The organism is bacterium (assembly GCA_004299235.1).
GTDB lineage: Bacteria > Chloroflexota > Dormibacteria > Dormibacterales > Dormibacteraceae > SCQL01.
The window spans coordinates 45973-68503 of the sequence record SCQL01000027.1 but is presented as its reverse complement, the minus strand read 5'-3'; the positions used below and the strand labels follow the sequence as shown (position 1 = coordinate 68503).

Genomic DNA, 22531 nt, shown 5'->3' with positions numbered 1-22531 from the left:
CTGGACGTCACAAGGAGGTGAAATGGTACCTGGCGTCGACCTGTTTCTGGCTGACACCGCCGGCGGAACCGACGGTCGGGCAACCCGGATCCGCGTCAGTCGGGGCCTTCAAGTAGTCGTGAAACGACTGCAGCGTGTAGCGGAGGGTGGTGTTGCCCAGGAACCACGTGAAGAACTCGGCGTCGCACTGTGTCAGCTCGATGGTCAAGCTGGACGTGACGCCACTGGTGGCGCCCTGGGTACCGCCAACCGTGGTGGCGCCGCTGCCGGCGGGCTGCACGTTGGAGGTGGCGGGCCCCAGCCCGATCACGCGGACGTTGGTGAAGACAGTCTTGCTGATCACCTTGGCGGGGCCGGTCTGCTGCGCGCCGGACGTCGAGAAGATGGTGAGGCTGGCCGACGCGATGACCGTGATGTAGTCGCCCACCGAGATGTGGCCGGCGACGCCCTGCTGCTCACCGGTGGGGATGGTCATGGCGACGTAGCCCGTCGCCAGCGGCAGGTAGGCGGGAGCAGCTCCCGCCGGCACCAGGCCGATGTCCTTGGCGAGCATGTCAGAGGTGATCACGGAGCCCTTGCTGATCTGGATCTGGGCGATCAGGTTGATGACATCCGTCTTGTTGGCATATGTGTTGTTGACGCTGGTGAAGGTTCCCGATACCTTCTCGATGTCCAGGTCGGCTTCGGTGATCGTGTGACGCAGAGGGATGGCCTGCTTGGCGATCACGACGGTGACGGTGGGACCGCCACCCAGGTTGCCGCCTCCGCCAAGAGTGCCGCCGAGAAGGAAGACCCCGCCGCCGGCGAGGACCGCCAACAGCAGGCCGACGATGATGAAAAGACGTCCGCCGCCTGGTCGCGGTCGTGCTGGAGCTGGTGCGACGGCCAAAACTAAGTCACCTCCGGTGATCGATCTTTCAAGAGTGCCGCCATTGTAGCGATGGGGACCGTGATCGTCCCCTCGCTTCAGGAAACAAGAGAGCCCCATTTCGGGGCTCTCTTTTTGAAGGTGCGACTACGTTTGTTTCTCGTTTAGCCGAGAGCGGCTACGACGTTCGAGAACACGTTCTTGATCTGGTTACCCATCGTAAGAAGGATCACGATGACGACGATTGAGACGAGCACGAGGATCAGAGCGTACTCAACCATACCCTGCCCTTCCTGACGAGTCGTAAGGCTGCGAAGCTTCATGTAAAGGCTCAACATCTGCGATTTCACCTCCTTTTTCTTGAATTACAGGTTGCTGATCTAGCTGACGCCGGCCGCCGCCGTTTCTTGCGGGCTCCGGGTCCGTCAGCGGCGGTGATGCTACTCGGACGGCCCCGGGGAGGTCAATTCTTTATGCAAAACAGTCTCGACCCCCAGAACCGATCGCCGTCAGCGCCCGCGGGCGGCTTAACCGGCCTTGCCGGAGGCGCGAGAAGTTAGATTGGGCGCGGGAATGATCGCCTCCGGAGTCGCAGAAGATGTGCGGAAGCGCTCGGGGGCGTACTGGCGCGACCTCGTCTTCAGCCGGCTACTGCCCGCTTTGTTCTTCAGCGTGTTCCTGGCCCGGCAGCTCCTGTTCGTCTGGGAAGGGTTCCACTCGATCCGCCAGCCGTCCGATCTCCTCTTCGTCCTGCAGCAGCTCCTCGCCCTGGCCTATTTCACGATGCTGGTCGTCCTCTACAGCACCCGGCTGCCCAAGCGCGGCACCGACCACCGGCTGGCCGTGGTGCTGATCGCGTTCACCGGCACCTTCTCGGCGATCGGCGCCAGCTTCCTGCCCGGGGGAGGCCATCGCGAAGGGCTGGTCCTCTTCGCCGACATCACGGCCACCGCCGGCCTCGCATACTCGGTGTGGGGACTCGCGTACCTCCGCCGGTCGTTCTCGATCATCCCCGAGGCCCGCCGGCTGGTGACGGGAGGGCCCTACTCTTTCAGCCGGCACCCCGTCTACCTGGGTGAGGTCGTCACCGCCATCGGCGTCAACCTGGCCACCGCCGGGTGGCCGGGCGGGCTGGCTGTGCTGTACTTCGTCATCTGCGAGCTGCTGCGCATCCGGTGGGAGGAAGGCGTGCTCGGGCGAGCCTTCCCCGATGATTACCCGCCGTATGCGCGGCGGGTGCCGCGGTACTTTCCCAACCCGTTCAGGCCTCACTGAGGGTTGGGGCTGACTCAGCGCTTCAGCGCGCGGACGCTGCTCTTGGGCGGCGTCATGATCGTCACCCTTGCGGTTTTCATCGCCCCGGTCCAGGACCCGGACTTCTGGTGGCACCTCCGCATCGGCCGGTGGATGGTGGACAACGGCCGGTTGCCCTCGACGGACATCTTCACCTTCACCGTCCCAAACCACGTCTGGACGGACCACGAGTACCTGACGGAGATCCTGATCTGGCTCGTGTACAACGCCAGCGGCCTCGTCGGCGTGAGCATCGCCTTCGGTCTTTTGACCTGGGCGGGGTTTGGGATCCTCTACCGCCAGGTCCGCCGGCAGCCATTTGTCATCGCCGGCGTCGGGCTGGCGCTCGGCGCCATCGCCGGCTCACCCATCTGGGGGCCGCGCGCGCAGATGATCACGTTCGTTCTGACCTGCCTCGAGCTCTACTGGCTGCAGGGATACCTGAGCGGCCGCAGCCGCGCCATCAACTTCTTCCCGCTCGTGATGGTGCTGTGGGCCAATCTCCACGGCGGGTGGGTGATCGGCTTCGCGTGGCTTGGCGTGGCGCTGGCGGCCGAGCTGATCGGTTGGGCCTGGGATCGTTCCGACGCCTCCCACCCAGCCCACGTCCGTCGACTCGCCATCATCACCGCCGCCTCCGCGATCGCGGTCGCGGCGACCCCGCACGGCTTGTCCCTGTATCCCTACCCGTTCCAGACGGAAGGCAGCATCGCGCAGCAGAAGCTGATCGTCGAATGGTTCTCGCCTGACTTCCACCAGGTCTACCTGCGCCCGTTCGAGGCGATGGTGTTCCTGGTCGTCACCGGCTTCGCTCTCCGCCGGCCGCGGCTCTACGAGTTCCTGCTGACGATGCTCGCGCTCGGGCTGGCCCTGCAGTCGGTACGCAACGTCGCCCTGTTCGTGGCGGTTGCCACCCCGGTGCTGATCAACTCCTATTCCGGCTACTGGCAGGAGCTGTCCAGCCGCCGCGGCTGGAAGCTCGAGCTGCCGGCCAGGCCGGTTTTCGCCATCACCACCGCGGCCGTCCTCCTCGTCATCGCCGGCGCGACGGCGGTCCGTATCGTCGACGGCAGCAGTCCGAGCAAGCAGCTGGGCCTGGACGCCTCGAACTATCCCGTCGGCGCCGCGGATTGGCTGGCCGCCCATCCCGACATCGGCACCCGGATGTACAACCAGTACGGCTGGGGAGGCTACCTCGCCAACCGCTTCTACCCAGAGCCCAATCGCAGAGTCTTCATCTTCGGTGAGGCGGCGCTCATGGGCGACCCGCTCTTGAACCGGTACGAGGACGTCCAGACGCTGCGGTCCAACTGGAAGAGCGTGCTGGACGGGTACGGGGTCGATTACGTCGTCTACAACCAGGGCGAGGCGCTGGCCAACATCCTGGCCACGCAGCCCGACTGGACGCTGGTCTACCAGGACCCGGTGGCGGTGATCTACGTGCGTGCCAACCCCAAGGCCCCGCACACCTGACCCACGGGAGGGCCGGCTCAGAAAATTCGGTAGATCTTGAAATCGGGCGTGTCGTAGGCGGGGGAGCCCAGGACCGCCGGCGGCGGCGCTGGGAGGTCAGCGGTCCACACCACGTAGCGGATCTGATCGGCCCGGACGAACTGCCCGATGTCGCTCTTGCCGGTCAAAACGTCCAAGGCCGTCTGCGTCTTGGTCAGGTAGTCGAACGTCTCGTCATAGTGGCCGACGTAAACCGTGTCGGGGCTGTAGGCGGGGATGTAAAGACCGATCCCCGGCATGGCAAGGACGCGCCCCGCCGGTTGACTCCCAAGCCATGTCAGGCCGTCGAACTCGGCGCGAGTCACCGAGTACTGAGGCTGCGCGGCCACGGTGAGGGGAGCCAGCACCAAAAAGGCGCTGCCGACGGAGGCGAACGCCACGTACGAGAAGGGCACCAGCGCCCGGGCGCGCGCGCTGCGGAGGCGCGGCAGGACCGTCTCGTACATGCCCTTGGCTCCGAGCACGACCAGGGGCAGGTACAGGCCGTCGAGGAACCGCCGGCGAAGGTCTCCCGCCGGGTTCGGGAGATAGAGGATGGCCGCCAGCAGGACCAACCAGGCGACCAGGAACCAGTCCTCGCGACTTCGCCGCCGCAGGACGGCGGGGAGTCCGGTCAGCGCGAGCAACAGCTGGGGCGCGATCGCGAAGACCAGGCTGACGGTCTCTGGGGGCAGCGCGTTCTTGGAATGGAATGTCCAACGCTGCACCTCCGGGTTGCCCACGAACGCGAGGTACGAATACAAGACGTAGGGCGCCGGGATGGCGAACGCGATCGCCGCGGCAACCCAGCCGCGCGGCGCTGACGGCCGGAGGACCAGGGCCACAGCCGTCGCACCGCCCATGAGGATCGGCATCTGCGGATGGATCGACGCCTGGCCGAGCCACGCGGCTCCGGCGAGCACCGCCAGCCAGAGGCTGCCCCGCTGGATCGCTTTGAGGGTGAGGGCGACGCCGGCGGCCGCGAACACCCCCGACCACGCGAAATGAGGCAGCGCCAGCACCGAGTAGAACGCGGTCAGCTCGGGCATGCGCCAGTCGAGCGTGTCGGTTCGGTGGCCGAAGACCACCGGGTGGCCGAGGGCCTGGATGACGTAGCCCATGCCAAGCCCGATCGCGCAGAAGAAGAACGCGAAGCGCCTGGCCGAGCGGTCCTGGATGAAGTGGCGGATGAAGAGCCAGGCCGCGGCCGCCAGGGCGAACGCCGCCGCCACCCGGGCGAGGTGGAAGACGACGATGAGCGGCAGGTTCGTGATCGCCGCCAGGTGGCCGAGCACGATCCAGAACATGAACAGGTAGGCGGCGGGGCTCGACTCGGTCGTGTATCGGTTCTGCCACGCCCACGCCCCTTCCCAGCCCTGTCGCATCTTGGCCAGGTACGTGTTGGCATCGTCACCCAGGTAGAAAAAGCCCATGAACACGTGACCCTGGGGCTGCGCCGCATACGCGTAGAGATAAGGCAGGGCGGTGACGGCGGCGAGGACGAGGCCCATGAGCAGCGGCAGGCGCCACGGTTCGATCCCTGATCGCCAGCCCCGCCCCCCCGCCCGGCCCCTCGCGCCGCCCTCCCCGCTGGTGGGGAGGTGCGCCACCACTTCGGTCATCTCCTCAGGCTCAGGCGCAGGACCGTCCACAACGCACGCCGGACCTCGCCGCGGGAGACCTTGGAGGCGCCGGCGACCCGATCCTCGAAGCGGATGGGGACCTCCAGAACGGGGTAGCCCACCCGCTTGGTCCGGTGCACCATCTCGATCTGAAACGAGTATCCCTGCGAGACGACCTCTTCGAGCCCGATCTGGGTGAGCAGCTCGCGTGTGTAGCAGCGATAGCCCGACGTGCAGTCATGCGTGCGGAGGCCGAGCAGGATCCGGCAGTAGGTGTTGGCCGCCCAGGACAAAAGCCAGCGGTGCGGCGGCCAGCCGACGATCTCGCCGCCGCGGATGTAGCGCGAGCCGATGGCAAGGCCACCACAGCCGCGTGCCGCCGCGACGATGCTATCGAGGTCGCCCGGCAGGTGCGAGCCGTCGGCATCCATCTCGACGAAGAGCGCCGAGCCCTCCGCCAGGCCGATGCGAAACGCATCCTGATAGGCGCTGCCCAGCCCGAGCTTGCGCCCCCTGTGCAGCACCCGCACGCCGGAGTCCGTCGCCGCCAACCGGTCGGCGATCTCGCCGGTGCCGTCGGGAGAACCGTCGTCGACGATCAGGACGTCGTGTCCGAGATGCCGTACGCCGGCGACCACCTTCTCCAGGTTCTGGCTCTCGTTGTATGTGGGCAGAACGACCAGGACCTCGGTCGGCGGAGCCGTCCTCTCAGTAATGCTCATCCGCGAAACCTGATCCTGACGACGTGCCTGAACATGTCGAGCGAACTGCGAATCGGACTCACCTTGGTCGGTGCTGAGTTGCGCCATACCACGGGCACTTCCGCAATTCGCACGCCCCGTCGTTTGGCGCGATAGAGCACCTCCGGGTCGTAGCCGAAGCCGTCGGTGGTGAGACCGGCGAACGCTGCATGCGCGACCTCCGAGGCAAAGAGCTTGAAGCCGCACTGCGTGTCCCAGATGCCCGGCAGCAGGACGAGCTGCACGATGAGGTTGAAAGCCTTGCCCATCAGCACGCGGTAGACGGGCTGCGAGATCTCGACCCGCGATCCCCTGAGCGCCCGCGAAGCGATGGCCACGCCGGCGCCCGCCTCGAGCGCCGCCTCGAGCTTGTCGAGCTCTTCGATCGGCGTCGAAAGGTCGGCGTCGGTGACCAGGATCACAGCGCCTGTCGCGACGGCCACGCCCTCCGCCAGCGCACGGCCCTTGCCCCGGTTGCGAGGCAGCGCCTCGATCCTCACCGAGTCCTGCCGCCCGGCGGCGGCATCCATCACCAGGCGGGTGCCGTCAGTACTGCCGTCGTCGACCAGGATCAGCTCGTACGAAGTTCCCCTGCCGCCGAGATAGCGCTCGATCCGCTCGATGGTGCGCGGCAGGCGCTGCTCCTCGTTGTAGCAGGGGATCACGACGCTGAGTCGCGGCGAGGGAACACTGGCCACGGCTCGCCATCATATGGGCCGGCCGCTCCGAACGACCTTGAACGCATACGCCGGCAGGACGGCCATTCGGCGGATCCGCCACGGCTGGTGGACGAGCCGGTGCAGCCACTCCAACCCCGCGCTTCGCATCCACGCGGGCGCGCGCGGGACGCGTCCGGTCAGGTAATCGAAGGCGCCGCCGACTCCGATCGCGACGGCGACGCCCAGCTTTTCCTGCAGGCGATCGATCCAGAGCTCCTGCTTGGGTGCGCCGTAGGCGACGAGCAGCACCTGCGCGTGGTGGGCGTGGATCAAAGCCAACGTCTCGGTGTCCGATGCGGGATCGGGCGAGCCCGAGTGGGCCGCGACATCAAGGCCGGGGTGCTGCGCCTTCAACAGGGTCGCGAGCTCAGCGGCGACGCCGGGGGCCGCACCGAGCAGGAAGAGCCGGTAGCCGCGTCGGGCGCAGGTGGCGGCGAGGGGTGGGATCAGATCGACTCCGGTGACGGGTTCGCTCATCTCGCAGCCCTGCCGCCGTGCGGCCCAGACCACGCCGATGCCATCGGCCAGGCAAAGGTCAGCGGACTCGAGCACCCGAGCGAACTCGCGATCGGCGTGGGCACGCATGACGAACTCGGGGTTCACCGTCGCCACGAGATGGCGCCCGCCGCCTTCCACGAGCGAGTCGATACGTCCGAGAGCAGCTCCCATGTCGAGGCAGTCCACCCGGACGCCCAGGACCCTGGTCTCCCGCGCCAACTACTGCGGCAGCATCAGGGGGAACGGCGCCGCAAGGGTGGGCGGACCGAGAGCTGGCGTCCTGACGTCCACGACAGTGATTCGGTCGGCCTTCATGACCGGTCCCAGATTTTGAATGAACTCCGTCAGCGACTCGCCGCCCCCGACCCGCACTCGCGCCCATGTGTACCGGTCGGCCAGGCTGTGGCTGGTCGAGGACTGCGTCGTCACGGCCGTGTCGTAGCCGGCGAGCCGGACGTCGGCGACGACCTGCGCGTTGAACTTGCCAGACGGGTACGCGAAGTCGAGCACCGGGTGGCCCAACTCCTGCTCGAGCCACCTCTTCGAATCGAGGAGTTCGCGCATGATCGAGGGCGGCGACGAGCGCGCCAGGTTGGCGTGGTCGACCGTGTGCGATGCGATCTCGATCCCGGCGCGATCCATCTGGACGACCTGGGCGGCGCTGACATAACGAGACTGGCCGACGAACGCGCTGACGATGTATGCGACGGCCTTGAATCGATGTGCCAGCAGGATTGGATAGGCGGTGGTGAACAGGTCCGCGTAGCCGTCGTCGAACGTGATCACGATCGGCTTGCTGGGCAGCGGCTGCCGGCCCGAAAAGTACGCGCGGAGGTCGTTGAAGTCGACGGGGTGGTACCCGTTGGCGCCAAGCCAATCCATCTGCGCGTGGAAGTCGGCCGGAGACACCGACAGCTTGAAGCCCATCCAGTCACCTCTCGGCGCCGGCGGCTGGCGGATGTAGTGATACATGAGGATGGGCAGGTCGACGTTTTGCCGGCCCAAGGGGATGACCTCCGATTGCGACCGTGAAACGAAGTAGTCGCGGCCCGAGCTGGGATCGCCGGCGTCGGCAACCCTGGCCACCAATGCCGGCGCCGGCGTCGCCGGCGGCGAGTCGGAGGGCGGCCGCGCGGAGTCGTTCACCTGGAGGAGGTAGCCGCACGCAAGCAGGAGGAGCAATCCCGCCGCGACTTGCCCCATCGTGCTCCGCACTGTCGATAGCTTAAGGTCGTGCCGGCGATGGGGGTCACAACTGCAGGTTAAGAAGACGGTCGCGGTCGATATCAATCCGGCGACGCGCGCGGTCGCCACCGGGACCGAGGTGTACACGCGAGAGGTCTGCTCGCGCCTGGGCGCGGCGGCGCCCGAGCTGCAGTGGCGGTTCTACGCCTCGCGCCCGCGCGCGGACCTCGGCGTCGACCTCATGGTGCTCCCCTTCCGCAGGCTGTGGTCGCAGGTCCGCCTCCCGTTCGCCCTCGCCCGCCACCGCCCCGACCTTCTGTTCGTCCCCGCCCACGCCGTCCCATTCGCCTGGCCCGGAAAGATGGTGACCGTCGTCCACGACCTGGCTTTCGAGCGCCATCCCGAGGCCTACTCGTCCGCCGACCGCCTGTACCTCCGGCTGAGCACGCGCTGGGCGGCGCTGCGCTGCCCGCTTCTGATCGCGGTCTCCGAATCGACCAAAGCGGACCTCGTCTCGCTCTATGGAGTCGCCCCCGAGCGGATTCGCGTCGTGCCGCCCGGCGCCGGCAGGCGCTCGTCGGAGGTGGCGCCGGCCTCGCGCCTGGCCGAGCTTGGGCTGGACGGCAGGTTCGTCCTGCAGGTCGGCCGCATCGAAGCGCGCAAGAACCAGGCGACCGCCCTGGCGGCAGTCGAACGCCTGGACGGCCTCACCCTCGCCGTCGCGGGGCCGGAACGCGACCCGGTGATGGCGGCCAAGTTGCGGGAGTCACCGCGCTGCCGGGTGCTGGGCCAGGTCGACCAACCCACGTTGGAGCTGCTCTACAAGCGCGCCGAGGCCGTGCTCGCACCGAGCCTGTACGAGGGGTTCGGTCTGCCGGTCCTGGAGGCGATGGCGCGCGGCAAGGTGGTGGTGGCCGCCAAAACCTCATCCCTGCCCGAGGTCGGCGGCGAGGCCGCCCTCTACTTCCAGGACGCGGCGGATTCAGAGCAGCTGGCCGGAGTGCTGGCGGTCGCGCTCGGCGACGAGAAGCTGCGCACGAGGCTGGCCCGAGCCGCCCGCGCCCGCGCCGCCACGTACACCTGGGAGCGCTGCGCGGCCGGCGTCGCCGAGGTGATCAGGGAGGTCCTCTAGCCGGACGTGCGCCCGGCGGGCGTCCGGCGCTGGACAGCCGTGTCGATGGCGCGCCAGGTGAGGTCTGCTGCGCGCGGCCAGCTGAACTGTGCGGCGCGCAGGATCCCCCGTCGCCGCAGGTCGGACGCCACCTCGGTGTCTCCGACCACCTTCTCCAGCGCCTTTCGCCATGCGTCCGGATCGTCCGCGGCGACTGTCAGCCCCGCATCCGCGACCACCTCCGGCAGGCTCGATCGATCCGACACCACCACGGGCGTGCCGCACGCCATCGCCTCCAACGGCGGCAGGCCGAAACCCTCGTACCAGGCCGGGTGCGCCAGCACCCGCGCCAGGTTGTAGACGGCCGGCAGCTCGGCCGGGTCGAGCCCGTCGAGGTGATGCAGCCGGGGGCCCAGTCGTCCCATCCGTTCGCGGATCGGTTCGTACCGCCAACCCCACCCGCCGACGATGACCAGGTCGGGCCGGTCGCGCATCATCGCCCACGCCTCGAGCAGGGTGGCGAGGTTCTTGCGCGGCTCGATGGTGCCGACGAAGAGGATGAAGCGCTCGGGCAGCTTGAGGCGCGCTCGGGCGGCCGCCAGGTCCTCGGCGCTCATCGGCGCGAACGTCGCGGCCACGCCGTGAGGCACGACTTCGATTCGCGAGCGCGGCACGCCGAAGATCTCGACGACATCCCGCGCCGTGTTCTCCGAGACCGCGATCACGACGCCGGCCCGCAGCACCGAGCGCGGGACGACGAACCGCGTGCTGAGCGGCTGGCGGCCTGGGAACCAGGCGGGGTTGTGGTAGATGGCGAGGTCGTGCACGGTGATGACCGAGGGACAGCCCACGTTCCCCAGCGGCAAGGCGCCGGCGGGGCCGAAGTAGGCGTCGGGTTGCAACTGCCGGATCCGCGCGGGCCACTGCAGGTGGCGGCCGATGAACCGCATTCGCGGCAGCGGCCGGTAGCGGGCATGCGGTACGTGGACGGACGCCCCTGGCGGTCCGAAAACGGTCAGGCGGCAATCGGGCCTGTCGACCGCCATGGCGTGAAGTATCTGGCTCGTGTACACGCCGACCCCGGCCCGGGGTCGATCGAGACCCATCCCGTCGACCACCACGTGCAGGCCGGTCAACGCAGGTAGGACTGGTTCCGCTTCAAGACCTCGAAGTGCTCGAGCGCCAGGCCGGTGCCGCGCACGACCGATGTCTGAGGCTCGTCCGCGACGACAGCGGGAATGCCGGTGTGCATGGCCAGGTAGCGGTCCAATCCTCGCAGCTGGGCGCCTCCACCGGACAGGACGATGCCGCGGTCGAAGATGTCGGCCGCCAGCTCCGGCGGCGTCTCCTCGAGCACGCTGCGGACCGCTCCGACGATGAGCCGCAGTGGCTCCTGGATCGCCTCCGTCACCTCGTTGGACGAGATGTCGAGGTTCTTGGGCAGACCTGAGACCAGATCACGGCCCCGCACTTCGGTGACGAGCGGGTCCTTCATCAGCACCGCGGAGCCGACCGCGATCTTGACCTCCTCGGCGGTCCGCTCACCGATCAACAGGTTGTGCTTCCGCTTCAGGTAGCCGGTGATCGCGTCGTCGATGCGGTTCCCGCCGACGCGGATCGAATGGGCGACGACCATGCCGGACAGGGAGATTACGGCGATCTCGGTGGTGCCGCCGCCGACGTCGCAGATCGCGTTGCCCCTTGGCTCCGCGATCGGCAGGCCGGCGCCGATGGCGGCCGCGAGCGGCTCGTCGATGAGCCAGGCCTGGCGGGCGCCGGCCGAGATGGCGGCTTCGGTGACGGCCCGACGCTCCACCGACGTCACCCCGGACGGGACGCAGATCATGATCTCGGGCTTGAAGATCCGCTGGCGGCCCTGGACCTTGCCGATGAAGTGGTGCAGCATGCCTTCGGTCACCACGAAGTCGGCGATGACGCCTTCACGCATCGGCCGCACCACCTGGATCGTGTCCGGAGTGCGCCCCACCATCTCGAAGGCCTCCCTGCCGACGGCGAGGATGCGGGAGCCATCGCGATTCACGGCCACCAGCGAGGGCTCGTTGATCACGATCCCCTCACCTTTGACATAGATCAGCACCGTCGAGGTGCCGAGGTCGATCCCGATCTTCTTAGAGAGCACCGATCATCATTCGTAGGAGTGATCTGAGCCGGCTGGGTCCGGGTCGACGGTGATCGTCTTGACCTGGGCGCCGACCGATGCGAGCTTGCCCGCCATGTCCTCGTAGCCGCGCTCGACGTGCCAGGCGTTTCGGAGCACGCTCTCGCCTTCGGCGCAGAGCGCGGCGACGACCAGGGCGGCGCCGGATCGGATGTCGGGGATGGCGACCTCGGTGCCTCGAAGGCGGCACGGGCCGTGCACCATGGCGTGGATCCTCCCCTCGACCGCGATCCCCGCCCCCATCTTGGCGAGCTGCGTCACGTGCTGGAAGCGGTTCTCGTGGACGTACTCGGAGATTACCGTCTCGCCGTCCGCCTGTGTCATCAGCGCCATGTATTGCGCCTGCAGATCGGTGGGGAATCCTGGAAACGTCCACGTCGACATGTCGATGGGCTTGATCCGCGTCCGCGGCCGGCGTCCCACTCGAAACCAGCCATCCCCCACCTCGACGCGGGCGCCGGCCAGTTCGAGCTTGAGCAGCACGATCTTGAGGTCCTCCGGCCGGCTGCAGTCGATGCGCAGCTCGCCGCCGGCCGCCGCCACCGCAATGGCATAGGTGCCCGCCTCCAGGTAGTCGGCGATGACCGTGTGCTCTGCGCCACCGAGCTCGCGAACGCCGTCGACGACCAGGCGCTCGGTGCCGATGCCTTCGATCCGCGCCCCCATCTTTCCCAGCAGGCGGCACAGGTCCTGGACATGGGGCTCGCGCGCGGCGTTGAAGATCTCGGTCCGCCCCTGCGCCAGCACCGCCGCGAGCAGGATGTTCTCCGTGCCGGTCACGGTCGGCAGGTCGAAGACGATCCGCCCGCCGCGCAGGCGATCCACCTCGGCGACGATCTCCGTCTGCGTTTCGGTGATGTGCGCGCCCATCTGCTGCAGCCCGCGCAGGTGCTGCTCGAAGCGCCTCGCACCGATGTCGTCGCCGCCCGGTCGAGGAACGCGGGCGTGCCCGAAGCGTCCGAGGAGCGCGCCGAGCAGCACGATCGTCGCGCGCATCCGCCGGCCGAGGCCGTCGGGGACGTCACTGGCCCGCGCGCCCGCCATGCGGAGCACGACCGAGCCCATGCCCTCGCTGCTACCGCCGAGGACGGTCAGGATCTCCGCCATCAGCTGGGTGTCCGTCACCTTGGGCACGTTGTGGAGGGTGAGCGGCTCGGTGGTGAGCAGCGCGGCGGCCATCTCGGGCAGGGCGGCGTTCTTGGATCCGCTGATGCAGATCGAGCCTGCAATCTGCCTCCCGCCGGTGATCTGCAGCGCGTGCTCGCGACGAGGCGTGCGGGTCTTCATCAAGACCTAAACGTAACCGGCTTGGATCAGGGTCGGCGCATGCGCGCGAGGCGAAGGCGCGCTTCCGCCATCGCCAGCGCCTGCTGGAACTCGACCTCTTCGGCCGTGGTGAGCGTTCCAGCCAGTCGTTCCTGCGCACGCTTGCGCGCCTCTTCCGCGCGCTCGACCGAGATCTCATCGGCGTGCTCGGCAACGTCGGCGAGCACGGTCACGCGATCCGGCAGCACTTCAAGAAACCCGCCGCCGACGAAGAGCAGTTGCTCTTCCGAGCCCTGGGTGATCTTGAGCGCTCCGGGCTTGAGGATGGTCATGAGCGGAGCATGGCGCGGCAGGACGCCGAGCTCGCCGTCGGCGCCGTTGGCGACGATGAAGTCGACATCCCCCTCGAAGAGGCTGCGCTCCACGCTCACGACCCGCAGCGGTACCCGCATGTTTACGAGTCCGACTTCTTTTTCATCTCTTCGCCCTGCGCCCGCGCTTCGTCGATGGTGCCGACCATGTAAAAGGCCTGCTCCGGCAGGTCGTCGTGCTTGCCCTCGAGGATCTCCTTGAATCCACGAACGGTCTCGAGGATGGGCACCGACTTGCCCTCGCGCCCGGTGAATCGCTGAGCGACGTTGAAAGGCTGCGACAGGAACCTCTGGATCTTTCGCGCCCGAGACACCGCCTGCTTGTCGTCCTCCGACAGCTCTTCCATGCCGAGGATAGCGATGATGTCCTGCAGGTCCTTGTAGCGCTGCATCGTCTTCTTGACGGCCTGCGCGGTGTCGTAGTGCTCCTGGCCGACGATCGAGGGCTCGACGAACCGGCTCGACGAACCGAGGGGGTCGATCGCGGGGTAGATGCCGATCTCGACCAGCGAGCGCTCCAGGCGCACGGTCGCGCCGAGGTGGGCGAACACCGTCTGGATGGCCGGGTCCGTGTAGTCGTCGGCGGGGACGTAGACCGCCTGCACCGACGTGATCGATCCCTTGCTGGTGGACGTGATGCGCTCCTGGAGCTCACCCATCTCGGTCGCCAGGGTCGGCTGGTAGCCGACGGCCGAGGGCATGCGACCGAGCAGCGCGGAAACCTCTGAGCCGGCGAGCAGGTAACGGAAGATGTTGTCGACGAAGAAGAGGACGTCGGCGCCCTCGGTGTCGCGGAAGTATTCCGCCATCGTCAGGCCCGTCAGCCCCACGCGGGCGCGGGCGCCCGGCGGCTCGTTCATCTGTCCGAACACGAGAGCGGTCTGCGGCAGCACGCCCGCGTCCTGCATCTCGTGGTACATGTCGTTGCCTTCGCGCGTCCGCTCCCCCACTCCGGCAAAGACCGACCGTCCCTGGTGCTGGTACGCGATGTTGCGGATGAGCTCCTGCACGATGACCGTCTTGCCCGTGCCGGCGCCGCCGAAAAGACCAATCTTGGAGCCCTTGGCGAACGTGCAGATCAGGTCGATGACCTTGATCCCGGTCTCCAGGATCTCGACCTTCGCCTGCTGCTCCGACACAGGTGGCGCCGGGCGGTGGATCGGCCAGCGGATCACGCCCTCGGGCGCGGGCTCGTCGTCGATGGGCGCTCCGACCACGTTGAACATGCGACCGAGGGTTTCGACACCGACCGGCACCGAGATCGGACCGCCGGTGGCGACCACCGCGTCGCCGCGTCGAAAACCGTCGGTGGCGTCCATGGCGATGCAGCGCACGACGTTGTCGCCGATCGCGCCCTCGACTTCGAGCACGACCGTGCGGCCGTCGAGAGGCCTGACCTCCAACGCCTCGAACAGCTCCGGCTGCTCCCCGGGCGGGAACTGGACGTCCACCACGGCGCCGATGACCTGGCTCACCTGGCCGGTCCTGGTCCTCATTGCGCTCCTGTTCTCGGTTTCGTGCTTTGTTTTCGCCATCGATTCCCTCCCTTTCAGCTCGACGCCCGCATGGCCTCGGCGCCGCTGACGATCTCCATCAACTCCGTCGTGATACCAGCCTGGCGGACCTTGTTTGCAAACAGCGTCAGCGCATTGATCAGGTCGCCGGCGGCGTTGGTCGCGTTCTGCATCGCGATCATCTTGGCCGAGTACTCGCTCGCCTTGTTCTCGAGCACCGCCTGGAAGACCTGTGTTTCGACGTAGCGGGGCAGCAGACCGTCGAGGACCGACTCTGGGTCAGGCTCATAGATATAGTCGGCCCGCGGCCCGGAACCGTCTTTTTCGCGCTTCGGTATCTCGGCGGGGATGAGCACCCGCACCGTTGCCTCCTGCCTCATGGTCGAGATCCATTTCGCGTAGCACAGCAGCACCGCGTCGGCCCTGCCCTGCGTGTACTCCTCGAGCGCGACCGTGATGGCCGGCAGGATCTCGGCGACCGTCGGCCTATCCGACACGCCGCTGACCTCGGCGATCACGTCACGCCGGTAGCGCAGCAGGAAGTCGCGGCCCTTTCTACCCAGGGTGACGTAACGCTGGTGGTCGGCGTAGTGCTCGTTCATGTACCGGGTCGCGGCGCGGATGCTGTTGACGTTGATCGCGCCGCACAGCCCCTTGTCCGTGGTCACCAGGATCATCACGGCGCGCTTGCCTTGACGCCGGACCATGAACGGGTGCCGGTACTCGGTGGCGCGCTCGCTGGTGGTCTGGAGCACCTCCACCATCTTCTCCGCATAGGGGCGCGTCGCCTGCACGGCCGCCTGCGCCCGGCGCAGGCGCGTGGCCGCGACGACCTGCATGGCCTTGGTGATCTTCTGCGTGTTCTTGATGGAGTCGATACGCCGGACTACATCCCTGAATGAGGGCAACTACTCTCCCTTTTTCCTGCGCGACGCCTTGGGCTTCAGCTCTGGTTTGACCTCAGCCTTCGGCACTGGTTGGACCTCAGCCTTCGGCACTGGTTGGACCTCAGCCTTCGGCTCTTCTTGCGCCTCAGCGGCCGCGGCAGGGTCCGCCACGTCCTCGTAGCCCTGGACTCCGAACTGGTGGTTGAAGGTCGAGATGGCGGCCTTGAGGCGCGCGAACAGGCTGTCGTCGAGCGCCTTTTTCCTGTCGATCTCGGCGAGCACGCCCGGCCGCTCGCTCTTGAGAAAGCGGAGGAACCCCGCTTCCCACTCCCGGACTCTCGTGACCGGCACCTTATCGAGGTGGCCCTGCGTGCCGGCGTAGATCGCCGCCACCTGCTCCGCGAGGGGGATCGGCTGGTACTTGTCCTGCTTGAGCAGCTCGGTCAGGCGAGCACCGCGCTCCAGCTGGTTGCGTGTCGAGGTGTCAAGGTCGGACGCGAACTGGGCGAAGGCCGCCAGCTCGCGATACTGGGCGAGGTCGAGGCGGAGCTGCCCCGCGACCTGGCGCATCGCCTTGGTCTGGGCGTCACCACCGACGCGCGAGACGCTGATGCCGACGTTGAGCGCCGGCCTCTGGCCGGCGTTGAACAGGTCGGCCTGCAGGTAGATCTGCCCGTCGGTGATGGAGATCACATTGGTCGGGATGAAGGCCGAGACGTCGTTGGCCTGTGTCTCGATCACGGGCAGCGCGGTCAGCGAGCCACCGCCCTGGGCCGGGCTCATCTTGGCCGCGCGCTCCAGCAGCCTTGAGTGGAGGTAGAACACGTCGCCGGGATACGCCTCGCGGCCCGGCGGCCGGCGCAGGTTGAGCGAGAGCTCGCGGTAGGCCCACGCTTGCTTGGTCAGGTCGTCGTAGCAGCACAGCGCCTCTTTGCCCTGCTCCATGAAGTACTCGCCCATGGCGCAGCCGGCGTACGGAGCGATGAAGTTGAGCGACGCCGGATCGGACGCTGACGCGGCGACGATGATCGTGTAGTCCATCGCCCCGTTCTCCTCGAGCGTCGCGGCGACGCGTGCGATCGAGGCTGCGTTCTGCCCGATGGCGACGTAGATGCAGATGAGGTCCTTGCCCTTCTGGTTGATGATCGTGTCGAGCAGGACCGTCGTCTTACCCGTGAAGCGGTCGCCGATGATCAGCTCGCGCTGGCCGCGGCCGATGGGGATCATCGTGTCGATGGCCTTGATGCCCGTCTGGACCGGGCTGTCCACGCGCTTGCGCGTGATCACACCGGGGGCGATCTTCTCCACCGGCAGAGTCTTGGAGGTCTTGAGAGGCCCCTTGCCGTCGATGGGCACGCCCAGCGGGTTGACCACCCGACCGATGAGCTCGTCACCCACTGGGACCTCGAGCAGCCGGCCGGTGGTGCGCACCTCGTCACCCTCGTGCAGGTGGCCGAACTCGCCCAGGATGACGGCGCGGACCTGGTCCTCTTCCAGGTTCAGAGCCAGGCCGTACGTGTCGTGTGGGAACTCGAGCAGCTCGCCGGCCATCGCGTTCTGGAGGCCGTACACCTGCGCGATGCCATCGCTCGTGGCGACGATCCGCCCGACATCGGTGGCGACAAGGCTGGCGTCGAAGTCCTTCAGGCGTTCCTTGATGACCTCGGAGATCTCTTTCGTGCTGATTCCCACTTGGCTTACTCCTACGAGGCCGCCAGACGGCGGCGCAGCTGCTGTAATCGGGTTGAGACGCTGGCGTCGACGAGGCGATCGCCGTACTGGAGCTTCATGCCGCCCAGGATTTGCGGGTCGGTGACGACCTCCAGGCGGACTTCCTTACCGAGGCGTTTCGAGAGCTCACCCGCGACGCGGTCGCGGTCCGCCGGCGCCAGCTCGACGGCGGTTGTAACCGTGGCGCGGACGCGGCCGGCGGCCGCGTCGGCGAGCCGCTCGTACTCTTTGGCGATCGCGCCGACGTCCTGGACCCGATTCGACTCGATGAGCAGCTTGGCGAGGTTGACGGCCTCAGCGTCGAGCAGGGCCGCGTCCACGGATACGAGCTCCATCCGCCGGTCTGCGGCGATCGTCGGGTTGGTGAGCACGGCAGCCACCTGGGGATCTGACAGGAGCTCACCGACCTTCGACACCCGGCGGCTCCACGCCGCTACCTGGCCCTCCTGCTGAGCCAGCTCGAAGACGGCCTTCGCATACCGCCTAGCTGCTGCCGTCGCCACCAGCAACCTCCGCTATGGCCCGCTCGATGAGCCGGCGGTGCTTCGCGTCGTCGAGGGTTTCGCCGATGACCTTCTCGGTCGCCGACACGACCAGCCCCGCGACCTCGTTCCGCACCGACAGCACGGCCCGATCGCGCTCGGCTTCGATCTCCTTGCGCGCCGCTTCGGCGATCCGCCGGGCTTCCTCTTCAGCCTTCTGCCTCAGCTCCTGGCGGAGCTGATCGCCTGACTTGCCGGCCGCGTCGATCAGCCCTTGCGCCGTCTTGCGGGCGTCGTTGAGCTTGACCTCGGCCTCATTGAGGTATGCCGCCGCGTCGGCGCGCGCCTGCTCGGCCTCCTTCAGCTGCTCGGCGATGACGCGCTGGCGCGCCTCCGCCAGCCTCACGATCTCCGGATACACCCAGCGGGCGAGCACGGCGAGCATGACGAGGAAGGTGATCAGCTCGACGATCACCGTCCCGTCGATCTGGATGACGCCCGCGACGCCGGCGAGAAACAGCATTTACTTGGCGGGGACGTTCGACAGGAACACGAAGCCGAAGGCCAGGTTGATGAAGTACATGGCCTCGACCAGGCCGACGATGGTGAAGAGCCAGGGGATCATCCGGCCCTGGGCCTCAGGCTGCCGTGCGACGCCGCTGATGAAGGCATTGCCGGCGAGGCCGTCGCCAACCGCAGCGCCGATAGCGCCCAATCCGATGGCGAGGCCGAAAGCCACCAGCGCGCCGGCGAGAACGAGACCGTGATCTGTCATGAAACCCTCCTAATGGTGTTCGTGTTCGAGACCCTCGCGGGCCGCGCCGAAGTAGATGACCGTTAGCAGCATGAAGATGAACGCCTGGATGAAACCGATGAAGATGACGTCGAACGCTTTCCACACGGCGAGCAAGACCGAGCCGACCACCGTCCCCGGTATCGTGCCCACGGCTGGAAGGGCCAGGGTACCGAATCCAGCGATCAGGCCGATCATCACCGCCCCCGCGAAGATGTTGCCGAAAAGCCGCAGGGACAGCGTCAGCGGCTTCACCGCCTCTTCGAGGACGTTAAGCGGTATGAAGACGATGCGAGCCGCCAGCGGCAGCTCGAAGGGTTTGGTGAAGCGCCCCAGATAACCGCGCAGGCCGAGGACGCGGATGCTGTACCACTGCACGACCACGATCACGATGAGCGCCATCGCCAGCGTCTGGTTGAGGTCCGCGTTCGCGCCATGCAGGATGGGGACGAGCCCCAGGGGCAAGAGCTCGATCCAGTTGGCGATGAGGATGTAGAGGAAGAGCGTCATCGCCAGCGGCAGGATGAAGAGCGCCCCTTCGGAGACATTGCTCCTGATGAGCCCGCGCAGCTGGTCGTAACCCCACTCGAAGATCGCCTGCACCCGGCCGGGCTCGCCATCCTTGAGCTTGGACCGCACCCAGAGGGCCACGGCCAGAGTCGCCGCCAGCGCGATGCCGCTGGATATCAGGCTGTCGTAGTTGAGCGTGCAGAGAGCACCGCATCCCAGGTCGATGGTGGGATGCGTTCCGGCCAAATCGGCTCGGATCATGCGCGGAGCCCCCGGAGCCCCCGGCGCAAGCCGGCCGCGACCATCACCAGCTGAGCGACGCCGATGCCAAGGGGCAGGGTCCACGCCGCGCGGCCGAGCAGCAGCGCCGCCCCGACCACGATCGCGCTGAAGGCGAGGAGGCGAAGCAGGCTCCCCGCGACCAAGGGGGCGCGGCGGTCGAGCAGCGCTCTTATCAGGTAGCCGTTGAGCGAACCGAGCAGCAGCCCTGCCGCGACGCCCATGCCAAGCGACAGTCGACCCGTCACCGCCGCGATGACCGCGACCGCGGCGGCGCAGACCGCACAGGCCACCACCGTTTCCTTGAGCACCCCGCCCGACGTCACTTCGAAAGCTCCCTTACCTTCAACCAGATCCCGGCCGCACCGGCCGCAAGCCCCACGAACAGTCCTACCAGGACGAACACCGGCGCCGTGTGCAGCGCCTTGTCGAGCGCCACTCCCCCGAGCAGCGGCAGAAGAACCGCGGCTGCGAAATAGACCCCGATTCCGGCCATGTCAGCCCCCGTCGGGCCCGCACTCGGAGTGGGCGCCATGCCCCGCCGAATTCTACCGGGAACCCTGGGTGGCGAGCAGGCGGCGCAGGTAGGACGCGGGCACGCGCCAGCCGGTCCGCTGCAGAAGATCCGCGGCCACGGTCGACGCGAGCGCCGCGGAGGTCGCCAGGGCCACCGCGAGGATCCTGCCGTGGCCGAAGAGCGTGAGCCCGAGCGCACCCAGCAGAGCGCTCGCGGCATAGAAGACGAAGCAGGTCTGGCGCGGGTCCAGCCCAAACGCCTGGAGGCGGTGGTGGAGGTGCTCCTGGTCGGGGGTGGCGACCGACGCCTTTTGGAGCCGCCGCCTCAGGATCGCCCACGCGGTGTCCGCGATCGGCAGGGCCAGGGCGAGGACAGGGACCGCCAGGGCGAAGGCGACAGCGACCTTGGCCACGCCCAGGATCGAGATGACGCCCAGAGCCATGCCGAGGAAGTGCGAGCCGGAGTCGCCCATGAAGATGCGGGCGGGATGGAAGTTGAAGAGCAGAAAGCCGGCGCACGCGCCGGCCAGCGCGCCGCCGAGCTGCACGACCTCGACCTGCCGGAGCCCGGCCGCCGCGAGCATCAGCGTCACCGCGACGATGAAGATCACGCCGGCGGCCAGCCCGTCGACGCCGTCGAGGAAGTTGACGGTGTTCTGCATCCCCAGCAGCCAGAAGAGGCTGATCGGGGTGATCAGCAGGCCGAGGTGGACGACGTGCTGCCCCGGCAGCCCCAGGAACGTGATCTTGAAGCCGAAGACGACCACCGCGAGCAGGGCCACGAACGCCTGGAGGCCGAACTTGATGGCGGGGCGGACCGGCCAGCGGTCGTCGGCGATGAGCAGCAGTGCGGCCAGGCCCGACGAGACCAGCACGCCTGGCGTTTCCGGGTAACCGGGCAGGAAGACGAGCACCGCGACCGCGAAGCCGGCGAACATGGCGAGGCCGCCAAGCAGTGGGGTCGGCCTGCTGTGCGAGTGACGCCCGCCGGGTTCGGCGATCAAGCCCGTCAGGCGAGACACGCGAATCGCGACCGGGACGACGAGGGCGCACAGCGCGAACGCGACCAGAAGCGGCCACAGCCCGGGCAGCAGGTGGTCGCGCAGGTTGACGAGGGCGTCGCCGCCGACGAAGTCACTCACCGGTCGAAGCGCGAGAGCTCAGTCGAACGAGTAGGGAACCGGGAACCTTCGGCATAGGTCGAGCGCGCGCTCGTGAACGGAGTCGAGCACCGCGCGATCATCGATGCGTTCGACGAGGTCGGCGATGCAGTCGGCGATCTGCACCATCTCCGCCTCGCGCATGCCGCGCGTGGTCACCAGAGGGGTGCCGACGCGCACGCCGCTGGGATTGAACTTGGACGCCTCGTCGAACGGGATCGAGTTGCGGTTGAGCGTGATCCCGACCGTGTCCGCCACCTCCTGGACCTGCTTCCCGGTCCGTTTCTGCGGGCGCAGGTCGATGAGCATCAGGTGGTTGTCGGTGCCTCCGCTCACCAGGCGCAGCCCCCGCTCCATGAGGCGGCCGGCCAGCGCCTTGGCGTTCACCACCACCTGCTTGGCGTAGACCTTGAACTCCGGCCTCAGCGCCTCTCCGAAGCACACCGCCTTGGCCGCGATGGCGTGCATCAGCGGTCCGCCCTGGATGCCGGGAAACACCGCGGAGTCGATCGCCTTCTGGTACTCGTTGCGGCACAGGATGATCGCGCCCCAGGCGCCACGCAGCGTCTTCTGCGTCGTCGTGGTCGTGACGTCCGCGTAGGGAATCGGTGACGGGTACTGGTCGCCCGCGACCAGGCCGGCGACATGCGCCATGTCGACAAAGAACGTCGCCCCGACCGAGTCGGCGATCTGTCGCATCCGCGCCCAGTCGACGATTCGAGAGTACGCCGAAAAGCCTCCCAGGATCATCTTGGGCCGCACCCGCTCCGCCAGCTTCTCCATCGCGTCATAGTCGATGAGCTCGGTCTCGCGGTCGACGCCGTACGAATGGATCTCGTAGAGCTTGCCGCTGAAGTTCGCGGGGCTGCCGTGGGTCAGATGACCGCCCGCGGACAGGTCCATCCCCATCACCCGGTCGCCCGGCTGGCAGACGGCCATGTACACGGCGGCGTTGGCCTGCGAGCCGGCGTGCGGCTGGACGTTCACGTACTCGGCGCCGAACAGCTCCTTGGCCCGCTCCACGGCCAGGGACTCGATCTTGTCGATCACCTCCCCCGTGCCGCCGTAATAGCGCCGGCCGGGATAGCCCTCCGCGTACTTGTTGGTGAGGAGCGTGCCCAGCGCCTCGAGGATCGCCGGGCTGGTCAGGTTCTCCGACGCGATGAGCTCCAGCGTCTCGGACTGGCGCTTGAACTCCTTGCGGATGAGGTTGGCGACCTCGGGATCGTCGCGGTCGAGGGCGCGAAAGGTCATCGTGGTGATGGGTGCGGCCATGAGCGAATCCTATCTCGGCTCAGGCGGTCGGCGTGCGCGCC

Annotated in this window: 25 protein-coding genes; 3 read left to right on the top strand and 22 right to left on the bottom strand. The window is 67.7% G+C overall.

The window, feature by feature from the left end:
- Positions 1-7: 7 nt before the first annotated feature.
- On the bottom strand, positions 8-988 hold the full coding sequence (locus EPN29_08195; GenBank protein ID TAN32595.1) for a hypothetical protein: 981 nt from the start codon (positions 986-988) through the stop codon (positions 8-10).
- Positions 989-1032: 44 nt separating this feature from the next.
- A complete protein-coding gene (locus tag EPN29_08190) occupies positions 1033-1191 on the bottom strand; it encodes a Flp family type IVb pilin (protein TAN32618.1) in 159 nt (52 codons plus the stop codon).
- Between the two features lie 250 nt (positions 1192-1441).
- On the opposite strand from EPN29_08190, the gene EPN29_08185 reads away from it, so the two are divergent.
- Positions 1442-2143, top strand: coding sequence for an isoprenylcysteine carboxylmethyltransferase family protein (locus EPN29_08185; GenBank protein TAN32594.1), 702 nt, complete (start codon positions 1442-1444; stop codon positions 2141-2143).
- A gap of 3 nt (positions 2144-2146) precedes the next feature.
- Positions 2147-3634 carry a hypothetical protein gene (locus EPN29_08180; protein TAN32593.1) on the top strand — a complete coding sequence of 496 codons (1488 nt, stop codon included), beginning with the start codon at positions 2147-2149 and terminating at the stop codon, positions 3632-3634.
- Positions 3635-3651: 17 nt separating this feature from the next.
- Here EPN29_08180 and EPN29_08175 read toward each other — a convergent pair whose 3' ends face one another.
- The 5 genes from EPN29_08175 to EPN29_08155 are packed head-to-tail and all read right to left on the bottom strand — an operon-like array spanning position 3652 to position 8434.
- Positions 3652-5274, bottom strand: coding sequence for a hypothetical protein (locus EPN29_08175; protein TAN32592.1), 1623 nt, complete (start codon positions 5272-5274; stop codon positions 3652-3654).
- Positions 5271-5996: a polyprenol monophosphomannose synthase gene (locus EPN29_08170; GenBank protein ID TAN32591.1), complete on the bottom strand. Its 726-nt coding sequence runs from the start codon at positions 5994-5996 to the stop codon at positions 5271-5273. The genes EPN29_08175 and EPN29_08170 overlap by 4 nt, the downstream gene beginning before the upstream one ends.
- Positions 5993-6712 (bottom strand): glycosyltransferase family 2 protein, encoded by a 720-nt coding sequence (locus EPN29_08165; GenBank protein TAN32590.1) that lies wholly within the window; start codon positions 6710-6712, stop codon positions 5993-5995. The genes EPN29_08170 and EPN29_08165 overlap by 4 nt, the downstream gene beginning before the upstream one ends.
- Before the next feature lie 9 nt (positions 6713-6721).
- A complete protein-coding gene (locus EPN29_08160; protein TAN32617.1) occupies positions 6722-7402 on the bottom strand; it encodes a glycosyltransferase in 681 nt (226 codons plus the stop codon).
- A gap of 48 nt (positions 7403-7450) precedes the next feature.
- Positions 7451-8434, bottom strand: a complete 984-nt coding sequence (locus EPN29_08155) for a polysaccharide deacetylase family protein (GenBank protein ID TAN32589.1) — start codon at positions 8432-8434, stop codon at positions 7451-7453.
- A 1-nt stretch (position 8435) separates the two neighbouring features.
- On the opposite strand from EPN29_08155, the gene EPN29_08150 reads away from it, so the two are divergent.
- Positions 8436-9548 (top strand): glycosyltransferase family 1 protein, encoded by a 1113-nt coding sequence (locus EPN29_08150; protein ID TAN32588.1) that lies wholly within the window; start codon positions 8436-8438, stop codon positions 9546-9548.
- On the opposite strand, the gene EPN29_08145 is transcribed toward EPN29_08150, so the two are convergent.
- Genes EPN29_08145 through EPN29_08075 form a run of 15 tightly spaced genes read right to left on the bottom strand, consistent with a single transcriptional unit; the run spans position 9545 to position 22469 of the window.
- Positions 9545-10663 (bottom strand): glycosyltransferase family 1 protein, encoded by a 1119-nt coding sequence (locus tag EPN29_08145; GenBank protein ID TAN32587.1) that lies wholly within the window; start codon positions 10661-10663, stop codon positions 9545-9547. The two genes, EPN29_08150 and EPN29_08145, sit on opposite strands and share 4 nt — an antisense overlap.
- Entirely contained in the window at positions 10660-11667 is a 1008-nt protein-coding gene (locus EPN29_08140; GenBank protein TAN32586.1) for a rod shape-determining protein, read from the bottom strand. Before EPN29_08140 ends, EPN29_08145 begins: the two co-directional genes overlap by 4 nt.
- A gap of 6 nt (positions 11668-11673) precedes the next feature.
- Positions 11674-12993, bottom strand: a complete 1320-nt coding sequence (gene murA, locus EPN29_08135) for a UDP-N-acetylglucosamine 1-carboxyvinyltransferase (protein ID TAN32585.1) — start codon at positions 12991-12993, stop codon at positions 11674-11676.
- A gap of 26 nt (positions 12994-13019) precedes the next feature.
- Complete coding sequence (locus EPN29_08130) at positions 13020-13424, bottom strand: F0F1 ATP synthase subunit epsilon (protein TAN32584.1); 405 nt, start codon at positions 13422-13424, stop codon at positions 13020-13022.
- Positions 13425-13426: 2 nt separating this feature from the next.
- Positions 13427-14839 carry a F0F1 ATP synthase subunit beta gene (gene atpD / locus EPN29_08125; protein TAN32616.1) on the bottom strand — a complete coding sequence of 471 codons (1413 nt, stop codon included), beginning with the start codon at positions 14837-14839 and terminating at the stop codon, positions 13427-13429.
- A gap of 53 nt (positions 14840-14892) precedes the next feature.
- Complete coding sequence (gene atpG, locus EPN29_08120; GenBank protein TAN32583.1) at positions 14893-15765, bottom strand: ATP synthase F1 subunit gamma; 873 nt, start codon at positions 15763-15765, stop codon at positions 14893-14895.
- A complete protein-coding gene (locus EPN29_08115; GenBank protein TAN32582.1) occupies positions 15766-17436 on the bottom strand; it encodes a F0F1 ATP synthase subunit alpha in 1671 nt (556 codons plus the stop codon).
- 11 nt (positions 17437-17447) lie between these two features.
- On the bottom strand, positions 17448-17984 hold the full coding sequence (locus tag EPN29_08110; protein TAN32581.1) for a F0F1 ATP synthase subunit delta: 537 nt from the start codon (positions 17982-17984) through the stop codon (positions 17448-17450).
- Entirely contained in the window at positions 17959-18480 is a 522-nt protein-coding gene (gene atpF / locus EPN29_08105; protein TAN32580.1) for an ATP synthase F0 subunit B, read from the bottom strand. The genes EPN29_08110 and atpF overlap by 26 nt, the downstream gene beginning before the upstream one ends.
- Entirely contained in the window at positions 18481-18732 is a 252-nt protein-coding gene (gene atpE / locus EPN29_08100; GenBank protein ID TAN32579.1) for an ATP synthase F0 subunit C, read from the bottom strand.
- Positions 18733-18741: 9 nt separating this feature from the next.
- The gene (gene atpB / locus EPN29_08095) at positions 18742-19521 is read right to left on the bottom strand and encodes an ATP synthase F0 subunit A (GenBank protein TAN32578.1); all 780 of its coding nucleotides are present in this window, start codon (positions 19519-19521) and stop codon (positions 18742-18744) included.
- Positions 19518-19865 (bottom strand): hypothetical protein, encoded by a 348-nt coding sequence (locus EPN29_08090; protein ID TAN32577.1) that lies wholly within the window; start codon positions 19863-19865, stop codon positions 19518-19520. Before EPN29_08090 ends, atpB begins: the two co-directional genes overlap by 4 nt.
- Positions 19862-20275: an AtpZ/AtpI family protein gene (locus EPN29_08085; GenBank protein TAN32576.1), complete on the bottom strand. Its 414-nt coding sequence runs from the start codon at positions 20273-20275 to the stop codon at positions 19862-19864. Before EPN29_08085 ends, EPN29_08090 begins: the two co-directional genes overlap by 4 nt.
- Positions 20088-21197 (bottom strand): undecaprenyl/decaprenyl-phosphate alpha-N-acetylglucosaminyl 1-phosphate transferase, encoded by a 1110-nt coding sequence (locus EPN29_08080; GenBank protein TAN32575.1) that lies wholly within the window; start codon positions 21195-21197, stop codon positions 20088-20090. Before EPN29_08080 ends, EPN29_08085 begins: the two co-directional genes overlap by 188 nt.
- Before the next feature lie 18 nt (positions 21198-21215).
- The gene (locus tag EPN29_08075) at positions 21216-22469 is read right to left on the bottom strand and encodes a serine hydroxymethyltransferase (GenBank protein ID TAN32615.1); all 1254 of its coding nucleotides are present in this window, start codon (positions 22467-22469) and stop codon (positions 21216-21218) included.
- Between the last annotated feature and the right edge of the window lie 62 nt (positions 22470-22531).